We start from the raw sequence: 19,657 nt of genomic DNA on the forward strand, positions 1-19,657 counted from the left end.
GGTACTGAACGCAGTACTCGCGCTCGGGATAGACGCTGGCGAGCTGGAAGCGATAAGTGGTGGCCAGCAGGCCATGCTCTTCCAGTATCCGGGCAATAATCTGCGGCACCGTACGGTGCTGAAAGATCCGTTGGTTGGTGCGGTGGCCGAGGCGAGCCAGATGCGGACGGAGGGTGACCGAGTAACGGGTCAGGCGTTGCCCGGAATCGCCCTGGGCGACACGGTCGATCAGCCCGTGAATACCACTGTTGTCGGGTGCAAACTGCAGAAAGGCAGGTCTGTTCAGCAGGCTTTCCAGATCCAGTCCTGACGACTCGCTGACCAGCTCCAGCGTAAAGGCAAACGGCTGACTGATCGCTTCGTGGCCCTTGAAGGCGAGCACCTGAAAGCCATGATCGATGTCATCAAGGTTGAGCGTGAAACAAGTCTGGTGGGCAGACATCCCGAATTCCTCTGTACCAACAGGCAACCGCGCCCATCGAATACAGATGCCTATAACAAGATACGTGCCTGATTATTTTTAACCCATAAAAACAAAGGGATAGAAGTTGCAGGAGAATGATTTGATTGTTTTTTGATCAATTTTTCGGTGTTTTCCGCGCAAGGTATTGCGCACCTGCGCAAATGTCTGCAAAGCGGGCCAATCGCATTGGCCTGCATGGCTCGGACCAGGCCTTATCAGTCACGCCTGTGCAATAAGTTGCGCATCAGCAGATGAGCCCAAGGGGCCTAGAACCACGACAGTTTCAGGTGTAAGCGAGCAGTCGTCCGCAGGTCACCACGCCGATCCAGAGTGCGATTGAAAGCACGGCATGAAATCTGGCGACACAGGGTGTGGCCAGCCGTGTATTCCAGTGCGTCACCGAGCGGTAGACGCCCACATGAAAGAGCGTGGCATTGGTGCCGGCCCCTGCGATCAGGCACAGTTTGAGAATGAACACACCGTTGTTGACGAACTCATCGGGGTGGGCGGCAAACATCATCAGCCCGGCGGGTACGATCAGCAGCAGTGCCGCCAGCGCCCAGACCAGCAGATGGCGCGCCAGCGCGGTAATCGGGATGTCCTTCGACCACCCCAGCACGCGCAGGTCGAACAGGATCACCGAGCCGACCAGCACGGTAAAACCGACGATGTGCAGCACTTCCATGATTGGGTAAAGCCAGATCTCGTTACGCATGGCCTGACCGAGGGGTGACGCTTCCAGCCAGACCAGCCATGAGCCGTCGTTGACGACCGCCATCATCGAAGCTCGACGGTCTTGCCGTTGATGGTGATGCGCTCGGCTCTCACCTCTTCAGACCGGGTGCGATTCTGATAGCCGACGACGGTCGCCTGCGTATCGTTTGCCAGCATTTGCGGAGTCAGCCCGCGGTTTTCCATGCGCGAGGGCGGTGCCAGCACCACGGTCCAGGTCTTGTCGGTGGTTTTGAGATGAATGAAACCATGAGGGTTGGCGTATCCGCTTTGCGTGATGGTGCCGCTCAGCTCAAGTGGCTTATCGGTGTCGTACTCGCTCCAGCCGTGGTGGGCGAAGGCGGCGGTCGCAACCATCAAAAGGGACACGCCGAGGCTCTTGTGCATGAGGTTCATGGCACGGTTTCTCCTGCAAGGACGATGGGATGACATCAAGTCGATGCAGACAAGTGAATCAGCTGAAACGAAAAGGGCGACGCACCAGGCTATCTCTCCGACGGATGGAAATCCGGGACTTCCACGGTAGTCAGTTACCGTGGAAATCGTGATCGGTTGGAAGAGACTCAGGCCGTCGCGCCGACCTTCGCTGCCGACTGACGGCTGATGCGCAAGGCAACCAGGCTACCGACGATGGTCAGCGCTGCCAGCGAATAGAGGGCCATGGTGGTGGAGCCGGTCTGGTCCTTGATCCAGCCCACCAGGTAGGGGCTGAGGAAGCCCGCCATCTGCCCGATCGAGTTGATCAGGGCCAGGCCGCCCGCCGCAACGCTGGCGCTGAGCAGGGCGGTCGGCAGCGGCCAGAACATGGGCAGGCTGGTCAACGCGCCCATGGTGGCGATGGTCAGGCCGAGAATGGCCACGAGTGGCACGCTGGCAAAGTTGGCCGCGATGATCAGCCCCGTTGCGCCCATCAGCATCGGCACGACCAGATGCCAGCGGCGTTCGTCACGCAGGTCCGCGGAGCGGCCGACCAGCAGCATGAACACACCCGCCATCAGGTAGGGCACCGCGCTGATCCAGCCGATCACCAGCGCATCGCTGAAACCCAGGCTCTTGATGATCGACGGCAGCCAGAAGTTGATCGCGTAGACGCCGCTCTGAATGCAGAAGTAAATGAAGCCCAGAATCCAGATAAAGGGCATGGTCAGCACCGAAGCCACCGAACTCTTGCCGTGCACCGGGCGATTGAGTTCGTCCTGAGTGATGTCGGTCTTGACCCGTTGCCGTTGCTCGGGCGTCAGCCAGTGTGCGTCTTCGACCTTGTCGCAGAGCAGGAAGAACGCCAGCACGCCCAGCGCAACGGTCGGTAGGCCTTGAATCAGGAACATCCACTGCCAGCCCGCCATACCGCCCTGGCCTGCGGCGAAGTGGTTGAGGATCCAGCCGGAGAACGGTCCGCCCAGTAAGCCGGACACCGGAATCGCCGACATGAACAAGGCCATGATCCGGCCGCGTCGCTGGTTCGGGTACCAGCGCGAAAGGTAGAGGACGATGCCGGGGAAGAAACCTGCTTCGGCCATGCCGGTCAGGAACCGCAGCACGTAGAACTCGACTGGCGTGGTGACGAACAGCAGGCAGGTGGAGAACATGCCCCAGGTGATCATCATCAGCCCGATCCAGCGCCTTGGGCCGAAGCGGTTGAGCGCCAGATTGCTGGGCAGCCCGCACAGCACGTAGCCGATGAAGAAGATACCGGCACCCAGGCCGTAGACCGTTTCGCTGAAACTCAGGGCGTCGAGCATCTGCAGCTTGGCGAAACCGACGTTCACGCGGTCAAGGTAATTGAACAGGTAGCAGATGAAGATGAACGGGATAAGGCGCAGGGTGATGCGACGATAGACATGATTGCCGTCAGCGTCGCCAACCTCGCGAACCGGAGAGTTGGACATGGCGTCAGTTCCTCAGAGCTTGTTATTTTTATGCAGCTTGCCGGGGGCTTCCCGATCATAGGGAGCCTGCAGATAAAACGCTTTGGGGCTTTGCACGGCTGAGGCGGGTGGGTGTTGTGTGGTTGCACAAAAGACTGGGCAGTGCATGGCTTTTTGATTGCGCCAGTCTGCAGCATGTGTGACGCGGAGCGTCACGGGCGGCATGCCCACGCGGAGCGATGGGCACGATCAGTGTTGAGGCAGACTTATGTATACGATGAGCGCTCCGCGTGGGAATGCAGCTCAGGACGGTCCGCGTCCGGGATGCCTGTCTATGTGGAGAGCGGGCAGGTCATCAATTTGAAGCGCCCCTTACTCGATGGCCTCGTAAGGCAGCCCCACATAATTCTCGGCAATGGTCCTGCGTCCGGCTTCGGAGCCGACGTAGTAGTCCAGTTCGGTCTGCTGGATGCGCTGACTGAAGGCATCGGTGTCGGGGAAGTTGTGCAGGATCGAGGTCATCCACCAGGAAAAGCGCTCGGCTTTCCAGATACGGCGCAAACAGATCTGCGAGTACTTTTCCAGCAGGTCGGTGCGGCCTTCCTGATAGACCTTGAGCAGGATGCGGTACAGCGTACTCACGTCGCTGGCGGCCAGGTTCAGGCCCTTGGCGCCGGTGGGCGGGACAATGTGCGCAGCGTCGCCGAGCAGGAACAGGCGGCCATACTGCATCGGCTCAACCACAAAGCTGCGCAGCGGGGCGATGCTTTTCTCGATGGACGGACCCGTCACCAGACGTTCGGCCAGATGGGCAGGCAGGCGCGATTTGAGTTCATCCCAGAAACGCTGGTCCGACCAGTCCTCGACGCGTTCATCTGCACTGACCTGAACGTAATAACGCGTCCGAATCGCCGAACGCATGCTGCACAGCGCAAAGCCGCGCGGATGGTTGGCGTAGACCAGTTCGTCGTTGACCGGCGGGGTGTCGGCCAGCACGCCGAGCCAGCCAAACGGGTAGACGCGCTCGAAGACCTTCAGTGCCTCGGCCGGGATCGCCTGCCGTGACACACCATGGAAGCCGTCGCATCCGGCAATGTAGTCACAGTCCAGGCGCACGGTTTCGCCATTTTTGACGAACGTCAGGTAAGGTCGGTCGGTCTTGAGGTCATGGGGCTGGACGTCTTCGGCGTCGTAGACCGTCATGGCACCGCACGCAGAGCGGGCCTGTATCAGGTCGCGGGTCACTTCGGTCTGGCCGTAGACCATCACGGTTCGGCCATTGGCCAGGCTTTTCAGGTCGATGCGTTCGCAGCGCCCGTCGAAGGCAAGCTCGAAACCGTCGTGGATCATGCCTTCAGCGTCCATGCGCTCGCTGACACCGGCTTCGCGCAACAGATCGACCATGCCCTGCTCAAGCACGCCGGCACGAATGCGGGAAAGGATGTAATCGGGGTTCTTGCGTTCAACGATGACGTTGTCGATACCGGCACGTTGCAGCAACTGGCCCAGCAGCAGTCCGGACGGGCCTGAGCCGATGATGGCGACTTGGGTTTTCATGGAGATGACCTTCTGTGATCCCTGCCAGCCATGGCTTGCGGGATGTGTTTGTTTTTGTCTCCTGCATTTTTAATGGATGCCAGCGGGATAAGAAGGCAATATCCAGCACATTACCTGGACTTTTCGAGGGTCTGGCGAGGATTGAATGATGCCCAGAACAGCGCCTGTTTCCGTTCCCGTTTTCAAGCTTTACGGCGAAACCACAGCGTGGCCTACGCCAGACCTGATCCACTGCGAATCGATTCCCGAGCGCAGCAAAATGCATGAATGGGAGATCAAGCCTCATCGCCATGGTGACCTGGTTCAGTTGCTGTACGTCCAGTCCGGCCGCGCGGTGCTGAAGGTCGAAGACGTGGTGCACCAGGTCGATACGCCGTCGCTGCAAGTGGTGCCCGCGCTCAGCGTGCACACCTTCAAGTTTGCCGAGGATATTCAGGGGCACATTCTCAGCCTGGCGCGGCCGTTGGTGGAGCAACTGGAAGCGGCGCTGGATATTTCGGCCATCGGTACGGCGCGTTGTCATGTTCTGGGCGACGACAGCGTCTACGTGGACACGCTGTTCAGCGCGATTGCCCGCGAGTATCGCCAGCGCAAGCCGGGTCGCGATCTGATGCTGCAGTCGTTGATCAACGTGCTGATGGTCTGGCTCAGCCGACGCGGGAGCGAGCAGCGGGGTGATGACAGTCAGGTGCTGGATCGCGGCCGCGAGCATTTGCAGGTGTTCATGCATCAACTGGAAGCGAGCTTCCGTGAACATTGGTCCATCGAGCAGCACGCGCAGCGCATGGGGCTCAGCGCGGCGCATTTGAATGCGCTGTGTCGGCGGCTGTGCAGCCAGTCGGCGTTGCAGATCATCAACCAGCGTCTGCTGCTGGAAGCCAAGCGCAATCTGGTCTACACGACCATGACGGTGAATCAGGTATCCGACAGCCTGGGATTTTCCGAACCGGCCTATTTTTCCCGATTCTTCAAGCGTGCCACCGGGCAGTCACCCAGCCAGTTCCGCCAGCAGAAATGAAAACGGGGCGCTTCAGAGCGCCCCGTTGTCCGTCCGCCTTATCGAACGGTCAGGTCACAACCTGGTAGCACGGCACATAGGCTGCGCCACCCGGCAGCTTCATGCGGTGCTGCTCGACGAAAGCCTTAAGCAATTTGTCCAGCGGCTGCATGATCGATGGATCGCCGTGGATCTGGTACGGGCCGTGTTCTTCGATCAGACGAATGCCCTTGTCCTTGACGTTGCCCGCCACGATGCCGGAGAAGGCCCGACGCAGGTTGGCCGCCAGCTCATGAGACGGAATGTCGTGGTTGAGCTGCAATCTGGCCATGTTTTCGTGGGTCGGATCGAACGGGTGCTGGAAGCTCTCTTCGATCTTCAGCAGCCAGTTGAAGTGGAACGCATCGTTGCGCTCGCGACGGAACTGACGCACCTCTTTAAGGCCCTTGGCCATATGACGCGCGACTTCTGCCGGGTTGTCGATGATGATCTGGTAATGACGCTGCGCCTCTTCGCCCAGTGTGGCGCCGACGAATGCGTGCAGTTGTTGCAGGTATGGTTCGGTGTTCTTCGGACCGGTCAGGACCACCGGGAACGGCACGTCCTTGTTGTCCGGGTGCATCAGGATGCCCAGCAGGTACAGGAACTCTTCGGCCGTGCCTGCGCCGCCAGGGAAGATGATGATGCCGTGACCCACGCGCACGAAGGCTTCCAGACGCTTTTCGATGTCCGGCAGGATCACCAGCTCGTTGACGATCGGGTTCGGCGCTTCGGCGGCGATGATGCCCGGCTCGGTCAGGCCCAGGTAGCGGCCACCGACGATCCGTTGCTTGGCGTGAGCGATGGTCGCGCCTTTCATCGGGCCTTTCATGACACCGGGGCCGCAGCCGGTGCAGATGTCCAGACTGCGCAGGCCCAGCTCGTGGCCGACCTTCTTGGTGTATTTGTATTCTTCGGTGTTGATCGAGTGGCCGCCCCAGCACACCACCATTTTCGGTTCGACACCGGCGCGCAGGGTACGGGCGTTGCGCAGCAGGTGGAACACGTAATCGGTGATGCCTTGAGAGTTGCTCAGGTCGATGCGCTGGCTGTCCAGTTCGCTTTCGGTGTAGACGATGTCGCGCAGGGCGCTGAACAGCATTTCGCGGGTGCTGGCGATCATCTCGCCATCGACGAAGGCATCGGCCGGAGCGTTGAGCAGCTCCAGGCGCACGCCACGGTCCTGCTGATGAATGCGGACCTCGAAGTTCTCGTAGGCCTCAAGAATGGTCTTGGCGTTATCGACATGGGCGCCAGTATTGAGAATGGCCAGGGCGCACTGGCGGAACAGGGTGTAGGTGCTGCCTGAGCCCGCAGCGCTGAGCTGCTGGACTTCGCGTTGGGACAGGGTTTCAAGGCTGCCTTTTGGGCTTACCGTGGCGTTAATCACTTGTCTTGGGATCATTCTATTTTCCATTAGAGCGATGCAGTCGAGGCGGCAGGGCCTGCGCATCAGGATGGTGAGCATCGAAGACGTTCACGCCTGACGGTATTTTCTACAGCACTTGGGCGCGAATGCAAACGCCGGGCCTCGCCTGCTGCGTATTCGAGGGTGCAGGCGTCGTCTGAGGGACTGAAAGTCATATAAAGCAGGCACTTGATCGAAACGCCATGCGGCTGAATTTTGACGCACAAGCGGGCCAATAGTGAACCTGACCCATTTAACAGGGTCTGTTAGCTAATGGACTCTCTGGACAGCCTGTGGAAGTGGCTGCCGATATAAAGGATTGCAGGCGTTTTTCAACGCGCCTGATAGGCAGACAGCCCGTCCAGGCAGGAGTTGCAATTGATTTGCCGCTCGCCAGATCCATCCTTAGCCGGCCCGTACGTCGGGGCTTTATTTTCATTCCAGACAAAGATAATCATTGCCATGTCTCGTCATCTTTCAGCACTGCTTTCTCGTGCCCCTGGCCTGTTCACTGCTTCGCGTCATCTCCTCGGCACCGGTCTGCTGGGCGCCGTGCTTTGCGTTCTTACACCCATTACCGCTCAGGCGGCGGACAGCGAGCGCTGGGTGAGTGACAGCCTGACCACCTACGTGCGCAGCGGTCCGACTGACGGGCATCGCATTGTCGGCACGCTCAAGTCCGGGCAGAAAGTGGAACTGCTCAGCACCTCGGGCAATTTCAGCCAGGTGCGAGGCGAGGGGGGCAGCACCGTGTGGATCCCCAGCAGTGATCTGCAGGAAGTCCCTGGCCAGGCCGAGCGGGTGCCGCAGCTGACCCAGCAGGTCGCAGAACTGACCGAACAATTGAACGGCATCGACAACACCTGGAAAACCCGCGTGCAAGGCATGCAGGAAACTCTGGATGCGCGCAAGAAGCTGGTTGATGAACTGGAAGCGCGTACCAAGACCCTCAACGATCAACTGGCTGACTCACAGGCCGAGCTGCGTTCCACTCAGGCCCGCCTGGGTGACGAGAACAAGCAGGTGATGATGCGCTACATGGTCTACGGTGGCAGCATTGCTGGCGCTGGACTGCTGGTTGGTCTGATCCTGCCGGCCCTGACCCGTGGCCGCAAGAAGAACGACGGCTGGGTGTAACGCTCTATCCGCATGCCGCAGCCCTCGAGTATCGGGGCGCTGCGGTGCAGGGCAATCCTGCGATGTGACTCGCGTCTCTGTAATAGCCTCTGCGCTCCTGCTTTTTTGATCCGCCTCGCAAAAAATCCTGCCTGTCCTCGATGCAATCAGTCGCGAAGTCGATGTTCGCTCTATAGTTTCTGCCTGAGTGGTCGAAAAACTGGCTGTTGCCCTGAACTGAATCACGCGATAGAGCGATCAGGGCTATATGTGGCATGTTGCCATTAGTTAACATGCGCATCGATGCTGGACCTGGAAAAGTCGTTCAGGCCTTGGGTCTTATATTTTCACCCTCTCCTGTGTAGGAATCCGGATGCTGGCGTACAACCAAAAAAGCTTTCTTATCGTTGATGACTTCTCCGACTTTCGCAGTTCGGTGCGGTCGATGCTGCGTGAGCTGGGCGTCAAGGAAGTGGACACCGCCGACTCCGGCGAGCAGGCCCTGCGCATGTGCTCGCAAAAGCGTTATGACTTTGTGCTGCACGATTTCAATCTGGGCGATGGCCGCAAGAACGGTCAACAGGTGCTGGAAGACCTGATGGTCGAGCGACTGCTGAGCTACGAAAGCGTTTTCATCATGGTCACCGCCGAGAACAGTCAGGCAATGGTCATGAGCGCCCTGGAGTGGGAGCCCGATGGCTACCTGACCAAGCCGTTCAACCGCGCAGGCCTGGCCCAGCGTCTGGAAAAGCTGGTGCAGCGCAAGAACCTGCTCAAGCCGATTCTGCAGGCGCTGGACCGTCGCAAGCCCGCCGAAGTGCTGGTCGCGTGCAACAAACTGATCGAACAGGATCCGCGCTATGCGCCGTTGTGTCTGCGCTACAAGGCCGATGCGCTGCGTGATCTGAAACAGAACGAGCCGCTGGAAGCGTTTCTCAGGACCATCCTGGCCGACCGTGCCACGCCCTGGGCGTATGCCGCGCTGGGCAGTCTGCTGCTCAAACGCGGCAAGGTCACCGAGGCGGAGGCCGTTTACGAACAGGCGATCAAGGCCTTTCCGACCATGCCTGCGTTGTACGATGGCCTCGCCGAGGTGCTCGTCACTCGCGGCGATGCCAAGCGTGCGCAAAGTGCCTTGGAGAACGCCGTGCGCCTCTCGCCGCTGGCGGTACGTCGCCAGAAGATGCTGGGCAAGCTGGCGATGGGCAACGAAGATTTTGAAAGCGCTTCCAAGGCCTTTCGTCAGGCCGTTTCCCAAGGTGCGCATTCACGTTTCAAGGACCCGGAAACCAACCTGGGTCTGGCTCATGCCCTGATCAGCAAGGGCGGCGACCAGGGGCTGGATGCGCGCACGCGTGTCGAGATCAACAACGCGCTGGGCGATGTGGCCAAGGAACACACCAACGACGAAGGTCTTCAAGTGCGCACGCGCCTTATGAAAGCCGCCAGTCTGCAGCACTCGGACCCGGAAACCGCCGCCAAGCTCACCGAGCAGGCGATGGCCAGGCTTGAAGGCATGGAGCAGTTCCTCAGTGCCGACGCAGCCCTGCTGGTGGCGTCACAGCTCAAGCAATTGGGTCAGGAAGAGGCGGGCGCGGGCGTGCTGAAAAACTGCGCGGAAGTCTATGGTGATGACCCGGCTGTGATGAAAAGCGTGGCCAGCATGACCGACGATCCCGCCATTCTGGGTGCCAACAAGGCCGCCATCGATTTCAACCTGCAGGGCGTGCGCAGCTACAAGGCGGGCAACCTGCCGGAGGCGCAGGAGCATTTCCGTCGTGCCCTGGCCTTGCAGCCCAAGAACATCAGTATCGCGCTGAACATGGCGCAGTCGCTGCTGCATCCGGGGCAGAACCTCGGGCAGGCGGGACTCGAGGAATGCCGCGCCAGCCTGAAAATGGTCGGCATGATCCCGGACAGCGATTCACGTTATGAGCGTTATCAGAAACTCAGGGAAAGGGCGTTTGGCGCATGAGCGAAGAGCAGCAACAGGGACTCGATTTTTCCATGGTGATTGCTTCCACCGTGCACGACATGAAGAACTCGCTGGCGACGCTGACCCAGGCGCACAGCGAATGGCTGGCGAAGCTCTCCGTCCAGCAACGCGACACCCCGGAGCATGGGGTGATCGAGTACGAGTTCGCCAACCTCAACGGCATGCTGGTGCAGTTGCTGGGCCTGTACAAACTCGGGGTCAACCAGCTGCCGTTGCGCCCTGATTATCACGAGCTGGACGATTTCATCGAAGCACAGTTGGCGCATCATCAGGAGGTGCTGGCCAGTCGCGGTATCGCCGCTCGGGTGGATATCACGGATGCAAGCCCACTTGGGTTTTTCGACCGCGAACTGGTCGGCTCGGTGGTGGGCAACATCATCGTCAACGCGATCGGTTTTGCCCGCGAGCAATTGGCGATCAGCGTCGCTGAACAAGACGGTCAGTTGAAGATCACCATCAATGACGACGGCCCCGGTTACCCGGCTTACCTGATCGAGCGCCAGACCGATTACGTGCAGGGCATCAATCAGGGCACAGGCAGCACCGGCCTGGGCCTTTACTTTGCCGCACACATTGCCCGCTTGCATGTGCGCAACGGCATCCAGGGGCGGATCGAGATCGCCAACGGCGGCGTGCTGGGCGGCGCGATGTTCAGCATCTATCTGCCCTGAGCGAAAAAAGCAGTCGCACCTCTTCATTATATTGACGCAGCGCGCGGTGCCCGCGTCGAATCACCGAGGCCTTGAGCGTCATCTTTTTGGCTTTCAGGCCTCCGCGTATTGCTTCCTGCCTACTGAAACCCCGTATTCACGGCACCTTCATCTGTTCAACAGCTTGGTTCGATTATTGCTATATCGCTCTCAGGCGTCGGCTTTGGTCTTCGCAAAATCAATTCAATAGCGGGCTGTCCGGGAGCATAGAGATGGAAGACAAAGTACTCAGGCTGATCGAAGAAGCGATGGAAGCAGACGAAGGCAGTCTGAGCCGGGGCCAGAACCTTGACTGGGATTCCATTGCGGTCCTGACCTTCATGTCGCTGGCCGACGAACATCTGGGCAAGACCCTGGCGGCCAATCGTCTCAACGGCTGCAAGACGGTGGACGATGTGATCGATCTCGTCACAGAGAAGTAAGTCGTCAGTCTCTTTTCAAACCGTATGAATCGGCCCTCAAGGGGAATGTTGGGTGGTGAGTAGTCCTTTTTCACTGAGCGGCAAAGTGGTGATGGTGACAGGTGCCTCTTCCGGTATCGGCAGCCAGGTTGCGATCTGGTTGAGTCAACAGGGCGCGCGCGTGGTGCTGGTGGCCAGAAATACCGAGCGCCTTGAAGCGACAAGGCTTCAGCTCCATGGCGAAGGTCATGGGGTCGAGCCTTTCGATCTGCTGGAGGGTGCTGCTGTTTCAGGCTGGATGCGCAACCTGGCCAGGACCTACGCGCCCTTTGACGGGCTGGTGCATGCTGCTGGCGTGCAGATGCCTATGCCGATTCGGGCATTGGGACTCGAGCAGTGGGAGACGGTATTCGCCACCAACGTGACCTCCGGCTTTTCGCTGGTCAAGGCCTTCAGGCAGAAAGGGGTGTTCGTTCAGGGTGCCAGCATCGTGCTGCTCTCGTCGGTGATGGCTCAGGCTGCCCAGCCTTCCCTGATGGCTTACTGCGCCAGCAAGGGTGCGGTTGAGTCAATGGTCCGCGCTGCGGCGCTGGAGCTGGCCCGCGACGGAATCAGGGTCAATGCGATTGCGCCGGGTGTGGTGAGAACCGAAATGACCCGCACGCTCGAGGATCTGGTGGGTGCCGATTCCATGAAGGCTGTGGAGCAGAAGCACCCGTTGGGTTTCGGTGAGCCGCTGGATATCGCCTACGCAGTCAATTACCTGCTGTCTCCGGCGGCTCGCTGGGTGACCGGCACGTCGATGGTCGTGGACGGAGGGTATCTGGCCCAATGAATGCCAAAAACCTGCTTATCGTCGGTGCCGGCGCTTTCGGGCGTGAAGTGCACGCGTGGCTGACGGACTGGGTCGCGTTGAATCCGGGCTGGCACATCGCTGGATTCATCAACGATGGACCCGGCTCCACCGAGCGTTTCGATCATTACCCGCCGGTCGTTTCAACCGTGGACGGCTACCAGCCGAAGCCTGACGAGTATCTGGTCTGCGCGATTGGCTCGCCTCAGGGGAAGCGCGCTGTGGTGGAAAAACTGCTCGCCAGGGGCTGCCGGTTTTTCACGCTGATCCATCCCTCGGTCATCATGGGCGAGAATGTCGTGGTGGGTCAGGGCACGGTCATCTGCCCTTCAACCGTGCTGACGGTCGACCTTCGGATCGGTGCATTCGTGACCCTCAATATCGGCTGCCTGATCGGACACGACGCAGACATCGGTGATTTCTCCACCTTGAGCGGACATTGCGACATTACCGGTGGAGTGGTGCTGGAAGAGGGCGTTTTCATGGGCACACATGCCAGTGTCCTGCCCAGGGTCAGAATCGGCAAACAGGCTGTAGTCGGAGCGGGCAGTGTTGCAATACGCAATGTGGCCGCAGGCACTACAGTATTCGGTGTACCCGCCAAACGTATCTCGGGGTAATGCTCATGAAGTCTCATGCCAGAATCGTGGACATAGAATATGAACTGCCTGCTCATTCACTGGACAACGAAACGCTGGCCCGGGAATTTCCCGAGTGGGACGTCGAGAAAATCTTCGCCAAGACCGGTATCGGCGAACGGCATATCATCGACAAGGATGAAACCGCATCCGACCTTGCCTTTCGTGCCTGCGAGAAGCTGTTCCTCAAAGGGGACATTCAGCGCAGCCAGATAGACGCGCTGATCTATTGCACGCAAAGTCCCGATTACGTGTTGCCCGCCACGGCTTGCATCCTGCAGCATCGCTTGCAGTTGCCCACCCAATGCGCCGCCTTCGATTTCAATCAGGGTTGCTCAGGGTTCATCTATGGGCTTGGCATTGCCAAGGGGTTGATCGAGTCAGGCCAATGCCGGAATGTATTGCTGGTAACGGCTGAGACCTACAGCCGCTACATTCACCCGCAGGACAAGAGTGTTCGTACCCTGTTCGGCGATGCTGCGGCCGTTACCCTGATCAGCGCCGCCGAGGGCGGGCCGTTTCTGGAGCGCTTTCGTTATGGCAGCGATGGCTCCGGGGCCGAGAACCTGATTGTGCCCATCGGCGGCGCACGCAGGCCTTCGGCGCAGAATCCTCAGCCTGAAACCCATGAGGACGACAACGGTAACGTGCGTACCGACGCCAATCTGTACATGAACGGCCCGGCGATCTTCGAGTTTTCCATGACGCGCGTACCGCAGTTGTTCGCTTCGTTGTTCGATGACGAACTGGCGGTGGCCGATATGGATCTGTTCGTGTTTCATCAGGCCAATCACTTCATGCTGGATGCCCTGCGTCGACGTCTGAAATTGCCTGTCGACAAGTTCGTTTCCGCCTTCCAGCACTGCGGCAATACGGTGTCCTGCACCATCCCCATTGCGCTGAAAGAGTCTTTGGACAAGGGGGCGCTCAAACCCGGTGATCGGGTTGCGGCAGTCGGCTTCGGAGTGGGTTATTCGTGGGGCGCGTGCGTCATACACTGGTAAGCGCTACAGATCGCACTCTGTGTTACGGCTGGCTCGAGGCCCTGCGTCATACCACTGACGCAGGGCCTTTTTAGTGAGCCTTTTGCCGATCAGCCGCCCACCCAGGCGTTGCGCCAGGCTTGCAGGTGATCAGCGTCAAGCATCCAGCGTTCAATGACAGCCTGCTTCAAGGCGTCGCCCCTTTGCGCGCAGGTATCCATCTGCTCGATGTGCTCTTCGATGGCACTTATCCAGGCTTGGGTCTCGTTACCCACCTGCGTAACGGGCAGCTCTTCAGGTACGCTCAGCACGTTGCTGCAAATGACCGGAAAGCCACAGGCGCCGAATTGCAGCAAGGCCACCGGGCCTTTGCTCTGGTTGACCCGATTGGACTCGGCGGGCGCGAGTACAAGATCAAGGTTAAGACCGGCCAGCATCCCTGGGAGCAGCGCTCCTTCTACAGGCGAGCGCAGTTCGTGGATAAAAGGTCGCAGCCAGCGCGTACATGGCCCCATGACGACCCATTCCACACGGTCCGCCAGCGCCTTGATGACCTCCGTCAGGATCAACAGATCGCTCAGTTCGCCCGCCGTGCCGACCCAGCCGACGCGAGGTTTCGGACGGGTCTGGCGCTGGCTTTGCAGATTCAGCCATGAATCTGACGCCAGCCGGGTTTCGATGACCTGAACGTTGGGGTGCGAGTCGCCCAGCAGATACGCCAGTGCTCTCGTGGGGACAGTGATCAGGTCTGCACGTCCCAGGCCGTGGCGCAGAGAGGCTTCAATCGCAGCGAGAGGTACTGCGGTCTTGTCGATCTCGGCGTACGCCGGGTAGTGCGGCAGATCGTAGATGACTCGAGCATGGGTGTGATCCTTGATCGCATTGATGCTGGCGACCAGGCCATCGTTGATCGGACCTTGCACAACGACGGTATCGGGGCTGAGTCTGGCGATCTCCACGAGCGGCAACGGTGTGTGGCTGAGGATGCCGTCCACTGCAAGCCCTGCACGCAGACTGTGAAGGACCGCGCCGACCCGATCGCCGGCGGTTCCACGATCACCGGGTTGCACGAGCACCACCGGCAGCGGGCGATGCGTCAACGGCCGCCAGCTCAATTGCGGATTGTTCTGGGTGACAAAACGCTCTGTCAGGGACAGTTGGGTACTGTAGGCCGGGTCCCAAGCCATGTAATGCAGCCAGCGATGGGCGAGGGCACGTGTCGCGAAATCTATCGCTTCGGCGTCGGGCTGTGACTCGTCAGGACGCAGGGCAACGATGGCATGCGGCGTCCAGACGACCAGGTGTCCGGCGCTGCGAGCCCTCAGGCAGAGGTCTACATCACGAAAATGCAGAGGAAAAAGGTGTTCGTCCAGGCCTTCGATCTCGTCATGCACTGACTTGCGAATCATCAGGCAGGAACCGCTGACGGCACTGTAGTTTTGATCGGTTTCCAGACGTAGCGCGAAGCTCGCGCAGGTCGCCGCGTCTTCGGCGGTGATCGCCCCGGCGGTACCATCGATCCCCACGATGATCCCGGCTTCCACCATTTTGCTGTCGGGTGAAATGATGTTGGCGCCCACGATGCCTACTTCAGGACGCAGCGCGTGATTGAGGAGTTGTTCGAGCCAGTCCGGCTGAACGATCAGGGTGTTGCTGTCGAGCATCAGCAAATAGTCGCCCCGAGCGTGGTTGGCGGCGGCATTGAACAGTGCCGATGGGCTCAGCGTCTGCTCGTGGTGTAGGACGCGGATGCGCTCCGATTGCATCGACTCCAGTGTTCTCAGCCATTCGGTGGTCTGCGCCGACTGGCTGTTGTTGTCGCAGATCAGAATTTCGTAGAACGGGTAAGTCGTGTGTTCCAGAATGCTTTCGACACAGGGCAGCAGCGTCTGCAGTTGGTCCTGAGAGGTGACGAGGATCGTGATCAGCGGCTGATAGGCGTGGCCGTATTCGATCCGGTAACGTCCCGACTCCAGCGCATGCACCTGGCCGTCGGCATAGCCGCGCGCGAGCAAATGTCGTTGCAGCGTACGCGCTTCATCATAATTGTCCTGCGCTTGCCAGAGTGGCGAGATGGCAATCGGCTCGGCTACATGGACGAATTCGGTAAAGCTTGAATCTTCGATCAGGCGCAGTATCAGATCGAGCTCGGTAGCCTGAGCGTGGCCTGGATCGAAGCCGCCTACCGCCAGGGCTTTTTCGCGGTTGAACAGCCAGTTGCGGCTGGTGGCCGACGGACAGGCCAGCAGGTAATCCAGACTGAAACCTGGCTGAAAGACCAGATGAGCGCCTGTTTGAGCATGCAGGGTCACTTCGTCACCGAAGACCGCGCAGGCGTGTGGCGCTTCGATCATCTTCATGACGGCGCATAGCAGGCCGCTCGGGGTAAAGGTGGTACCTGCGTCTACCAGCATCCACCAGTCGTGATCATGTTCCTGCATCAGCTCGTTGATGACCGTGGCACGGTTTTCCAGGCTCGCCTCCCGCCAGGGCAACTGGGCCTGAAGCGGTGTCTGCTGCTCGCGGTCGTAGTCGGCCAGTACGAAAACCTTGAGCTTGTCGAGCAGAGGCGCATCGGACGCCATGCTTTGCAGCGTACTCAGCACTCGCTCGGCCTGCTGATCGAAATCGGAAACGACGATGGCAATCGGCGGCCCACCGTTGTGCTGCTGTAAGTGTTCATGCAGGAGGGCATGCTGAGCGGGCGTGGGCCTGCGCTGCCCAAGCCAGTTGGCAACGCGGGTGTTACGAACAGTGGCCTGGGACCTTCTGTCGAAGTAGCCCAGCAGGTCCATGTCCTGAACATTGTCGCGCTGGGTCAGTGGCGCAATCCTGACCTTGCCATTGAGTTCGTCGGGTCGGATCCAGCCCAGTTCGCCGGGAATTCGATGGAAGTTGGCGTGACCTTCGCGAGGCAGGGTAGGGTCTTTTCTGAACGCCTCGCTGCTCTGTTGTTCGGAGACGCGGAAATAGGACAGGGGACGGGCAAGCATTGCCAGATTGCCCTGACGCAGCAGTTTGACGTACATCGCCAGGTCGCCCAGCCCCCAGATCAGCAACTGATTCAGGGACATGATGTCCTGACCGAAGGCCAGCAGGTCTTCGCGGCGACACATGACCGCGCTCGGTTCACCCACGAAGTTGACGGGATACTGGGCCAGAAAGGACACCAGCTCCGGGCCGTTCAGCACCACGTTCTTGCCGAATGGGTAAGCCGTGTACAGGTTGTCGGCCAGCATCGCACCGCTGGCGTCGATTCGTTTTCGTGTCGCTGACACGATCTTGATATCAGGGCTGTCATGCATGACATCGAACATCAGGCGCACGCAGTCGGTGAGCAGGATGTCATCGTCGTAGAGAAATTTGATGTAATCGCCGCGTGCCAGTGACACGCCAAGCGCAATGTTGTGAGGCTCGCCCAGTGGCGTGTCATTTTTGCTGTAGTGAATCGGCCAGCGACTCTGCGGCCTGAGTTTTTCGACAATGTCCCTGATGCCGTCGTCACGGCAGTCGTCAGTGACAATGATCTCGATGTCGTCGTGATTCTGACGCAGCGCGCTGGCAAGCGCCGCTTCGAAAAAAGCAGGTTTGTAAGCAGGAATGACAATACTGACCAGGCGTGAAGAACTCATCGCAATACCACATGTGAAGAAGTGTTGAGAGCCCACCGGGCACGCCGGTCGACATCCATGATCGGCTGCTGTCGTCAGGCCTTGCGGCCCACATACAGAACCGACTGATCAGTAATGCCGTGCTGCCGGAATACGCCTTCGCCGAATGCTTCCGAACCCAGCGCATCGACCTTGAAACCGGACGCCTCCAGACGCGAAACGAAGTCATGCCTGGCGTACATCCGCACATGATCGTCCTGACCGAAGCGCGCCCAGCGCTCATCGACGCTGGACTCGTCGGGGTCTTCTTCGGTGTCGGTCGCGGTCAGCAGAATCGGCACCATCAGGATCGCAGAGCCGCCCTTGGCCAGGACCCGATGCAGCTCGGACATGGCCTTGCGGTCATCGGGCACATGCTCCAGAACATGCGAACAGACGATGAAATCAAAGGACTCGTCGGCATATATGTGCATGTCCATGATGTCGACGACATCATCAGCCAGCGGCGAAAACAGATCGGCAGAGCGATAGCGGGCGTTGGGCAGGCTGCGCAGGAATTTCGACAGCACAACGGCTGGCGCAATGTCGAGAATGCGCAAGGGTTGTCCCGGCGGATTGTTCAGCAGGTGCATGGCAAACAATGCGTAAAGCCGATCCCGGTCCGAGGCCTGGCATTCAGGGCAACTGTATTGACCAACGTTCAGGGTTTCGAAATCGGCCACGCTGTAGAACACGTTCAAACGGTGAAAAATTTCCAGATGACCTCTGTCCATCGGGTAGAAATTCGGAAATCGGCAGGAGCAGACCGGACACGTTCGCATTAGCGGTTCTCGTTACTGGCAGCGACGATGACATTGATGATGCTGTCGAAAGCTTCATCGGTCAGGCTGTCGTAAATAGGCAGGCACAGGATCTGATTCGACAGGCCGGTTGCGATCGGCAAGCGTTCCGGCTTGGCCGAATCCAGACCCCGGTACATCGGGAACGTCGAAATCAGTGGGTAGAAATAGCGGCGGGCCAGAATGTTCTGATCACGCATTCGCTGATACAGCGCGTCGCGTGACACGGCGAACGTCTCGCGTACCAGCACCGGAAAGTACGAGTAGTTATGTTTTTCGGCGCTCTGCCAGACGATATCGATACCGGGGATCGCCGCCAGCGCAGCACGATACAGCTCGTCGATACGCTGGCGCCTGATCAGTGCCTGATCGATGTGCTTGAGCTGAAGCAGGCCGAACGCTGCGTTGATCTCACTCATCTTGCCGTTGATGCCTGGCGCAACCACGGTGACTTCGTCGGCAAAGCCGAAGTTTTTCAAGTAGTCGATACGTTGTTTGGTCTTCAGGTCCGGGCTGACGATGGCGCCGCCTTCGAAGGTGTTGAAGACCTTGGTGGCGTGGAAGCTCAGGATCGACAGGTCGCCATGTCTGAGCAGGCTTTCACCGCGATGCTGCACGCCGAAGGCATGGGCGGCATCGTAGATGACCTTCAGGCCATAGCGATCGGCGATCTGCTGGATACGGTCGACGTCACACGGGATGCCGTAGCAATGCACCGGCATGATGGCGGTAGTCGCCGGCGTGATGGCTTCTTCGATGCGGTCCGGATCCAGATTGTAGGTGCCGGGCTGGATATCGACGAACACTGGCGTCAGGCTGTTCCACAGCAATGAGTGCGCGGTTGCAACGAACGAGTAGGGCGTGGTGATGACTTCGCCTTTGATCCGCAGCGCTTGGATGGCGGTCATCAAGGCCAGGGTCCCGTTGGAAAACAGCGACAGATGTTGAACGCCCAGATAGCTGGCCAGCTCTTTCTCGAGCTGCTGGTGGAACGGTCCGCCGTTGGTGAGCTGGTGGCTGTCCCAGATCTGCTCGAGATAGGGAATGAATTCCTCAAGGGGCGGCAGCAGGGGACGTGTGACGGGAATCGGTGCGCTCATGAAAAGCTCTCAACACGTGTCGCAGAAGATTGCCGTTCGACAGGTCATTTTTAAGGCGCATGGCGCGTCACGCACAGGCGATCGACATAAAAATGGCGGCCAAACTGTTTTGACTTGGATAAAAGCAAAAAACCAGCCAAGAGTTCAGTTTGAGCCGTTTGAGGGGTTCGGTTTGTGAGCGGTCTCACGCTATGTTTCAGCGCTTGATCTCCCGAACGCCCGTTGCGTATTTTGTAGGCACTGCCGCAGGATGGCCTTAACTCTCAGCAAGGATTGAGCAATGAAGCGCAATGACGCCCGTTCGGCTGCACAGCAACTGACGGGCATTGACGAAGTGGAATGCGTG

The 19,657-nt window shown here is 59.3% G+C and carries 18 protein-coding genes; 9 read left to right on the forward strand and 9 right to left on the reverse strand.

The genetic code is table 11. The annotated features are described in order from the left end of the window. From QRN20_RS17850 to pobA, 5 genes are all read right to left on the reverse strand, one after another. Window positions 1-442: contractile injection system protein, VgrG/Pvc8 family (locus QRN20_RS17850; RefSeq protein WP_285360888.1), on the reverse strand; the 442-nt coding region annotated here is incomplete at its 3' end. A 304-nt stretch (window positions 443-746) separates the two neighbouring features. Further along, window positions 747-1,241 (reverse strand): DUF6644 family protein, encoded by a 495-nt coding sequence (locus tag QRN20_RS17855; RefSeq protein WP_025995169.1) that lies wholly within the window; start codon window positions 1,239-1,241, stop codon window positions 747-749. Further along, window positions 1,241-1,591, reverse strand: coding sequence for a DUF6152 family protein (locus QRN20_RS17860; protein WP_025995170.1), 351 nt, complete (start codon window positions 1,589-1,591; stop codon window positions 1,241-1,243). Before QRN20_RS17860 ends, QRN20_RS17855 begins: the two co-directional genes overlap by 1 nt. Window positions 1,592-1,758: 167 nt before the next feature. Beyond that, complete coding sequence (locus QRN20_RS17865) at window positions 1,759-3,084, reverse strand: MFS transporter (RefSeq protein ID WP_122429093.1); 1,326 nt, start codon at window positions 3,082-3,084, stop codon at window positions 1,759-1,761. Window positions 3,085-3,435: 351 nt separating this feature from the next. After that, window positions 3,436-4,620: a 4-hydroxybenzoate 3-monooxygenase gene (pobA, locus tag QRN20_RS17870; RefSeq protein WP_122435354.1), complete on the reverse strand. Its 1,185-nt coding sequence runs from the start codon at window positions 4,618-4,620 to the stop codon at window positions 3,436-3,438. 148 nt (window positions 4,621-4,768) lie between these two features. Between pobA and QRN20_RS17875 the strand changes: the two genes are divergently transcribed. Further along, on the forward strand, window positions 4,769-5,638 hold the full coding sequence (locus QRN20_RS17875) for a helix-turn-helix domain-containing protein (RefSeq protein ID WP_029242778.1): 870 nt from the start codon (window positions 4,769-4,771) through the stop codon (window positions 5,636-5,638). A gap of 49 nt (window positions 5,639-5,687) precedes the next feature. Here the strand turns inward: QRN20_RS17875 and ppnN are convergent, their stop codons facing one another. Next, entirely contained in the window at window positions 5,688-7,061 is a 1,374-nt protein-coding gene (ppnN, locus tag QRN20_RS17880) for a nucleotide 5'-monophosphate nucleosidase PpnN (RefSeq protein ID WP_043306574.1), read from the reverse strand. Window positions 7,062-7,526: 465 nt separating this feature from the next. Here ppnN and QRN20_RS17885 point away from each other — a divergent pair, with 465 nt between their 5' ends. From QRN20_RS17885 to QRN20_RS17915, 7 genes are all read left to right on the forward strand, one after another. Then, window positions 7,527-8,201: a TIGR04211 family SH3 domain-containing protein gene (locus tag QRN20_RS17885; protein ID WP_004880677.1), complete on the forward strand. Its 675-nt coding sequence runs from the start codon at window positions 7,527-7,529 to the stop codon at window positions 8,199-8,201. A gap of 352 nt (window positions 8,202-8,553) precedes the next feature. Then, a complete protein-coding gene (locus QRN20_RS17890; protein ID WP_004880679.1) occupies window positions 8,554-10,155 on the forward strand; it encodes a tetratricopeptide repeat-containing response regulator in 1,602 nt (533 codons plus the stop codon). Continuing rightward, a complete protein-coding gene (locus tag QRN20_RS17895; protein WP_096766707.1) occupies window positions 10,152-10,847 on the forward strand; it encodes a sensor histidine kinase in 696 nt (231 codons plus the stop codon). The genes QRN20_RS17890 and QRN20_RS17895 overlap by 4 nt, the downstream gene beginning before the upstream one ends. Window positions 10,848-11,098: 251 nt before the next feature. Then, window positions 11,099-11,308, forward strand: coding sequence for an acyl carrier protein (locus QRN20_RS17900; RefSeq protein ID WP_004880682.1), 210 nt, complete (start codon window positions 11,099-11,101; stop codon window positions 11,306-11,308). 52 nt (window positions 11,309-11,360) lie between these two features. Then, a complete protein-coding gene (locus tag QRN20_RS17905; RefSeq protein ID WP_029242781.1) occupies window positions 11,361-12,122 on the forward strand; it encodes an SDR family NAD(P)-dependent oxidoreductase in 762 nt (253 codons plus the stop codon). Beyond that, on the forward strand, window positions 12,119-12,760 hold the full coding sequence (gene vioB / locus QRN20_RS17910; RefSeq protein ID WP_025995178.1) for a dTDP-4-amino-4,6-dideoxy-D-glucose acetyltransferase VioB: 642 nt from the start codon (window positions 12,119-12,121) through the stop codon (window positions 12,758-12,760). The genes QRN20_RS17905 and vioB overlap by 4 nt, the downstream gene beginning before the upstream one ends. Continuing rightward, window positions 12,760-13,782 (forward strand): ketoacyl-ACP synthase III, encoded by a 1,023-nt coding sequence (locus QRN20_RS17915; RefSeq protein ID WP_004880688.1) that lies wholly within the window; start codon window positions 12,760-12,762, stop codon window positions 13,780-13,782. The genes vioB and QRN20_RS17915 overlap by 1 nt, the downstream gene beginning before the upstream one ends. An 89-nt stretch (window positions 13,783-13,871) precedes the next feature. Here QRN20_RS17915 and QRN20_RS17920 read toward each other — a convergent pair whose 3' ends face one another. The 3 genes from QRN20_RS17920 to vioA all read right to left on the reverse strand — a co-directional run bounded on the left by QRN20_RS17920 (window position 13,872) and on the right by vioA (window position 19,311). Then, window positions 13,872-17,393: a glycosyltransferase gene (locus QRN20_RS17920; RefSeq protein WP_285360896.1), complete on the reverse strand. Its 3,522-nt coding sequence runs from the start codon at window positions 17,391-17,393 to the stop codon at window positions 13,872-13,874. 74 nt (window positions 17,394-17,467) lie between these two features. After that, the gene (locus tag QRN20_RS17925; RefSeq protein ID WP_122583100.1) at window positions 17,468-18,193 is read right to left on the reverse strand and encodes a methyltransferase domain-containing protein; all 726 of its coding nucleotides are present in this window, start codon (window positions 18,191-18,193) and stop codon (window positions 17,468-17,470) included. Then, the gene (gene vioA / locus QRN20_RS17930; RefSeq protein WP_004880695.1) at window positions 18,193-19,311 is read right to left on the reverse strand and encodes a dTDP-4-amino-4,6-dideoxy-D-glucose aminotransferase VioA; all 1,119 of its coding nucleotides are present in this window, start codon (window positions 19,309-19,311) and stop codon (window positions 18,193-18,195) included. Before vioA ends, QRN20_RS17925 begins: the two co-directional genes overlap by 1 nt. On the opposite strand from vioA, the gene QRN20_RS17935 reads away from it, so the two are divergent. Continuing rightward, window positions 19,310-19,489 (forward strand): hypothetical protein, encoded by a 180-nt coding sequence (locus QRN20_RS17935; RefSeq protein WP_127051617.1) that lies wholly within the window; start codon window positions 19,310-19,312, stop codon window positions 19,487-19,489. The genes vioA and QRN20_RS17935 overlap by 2 nt on opposite strands. Window positions 19,490-19,657 lie beyond the last annotated feature (168 nt).

The organism is Pseudomonas sp. fls2-241-TYG-175 (assembly GCF_030209155.1).
GTDB lineage: Bacteria > Pseudomonadota > Gammaproteobacteria > Pseudomonadales > Pseudomonadaceae > Aquipseudomonas > Aquipseudomonas viridiflava.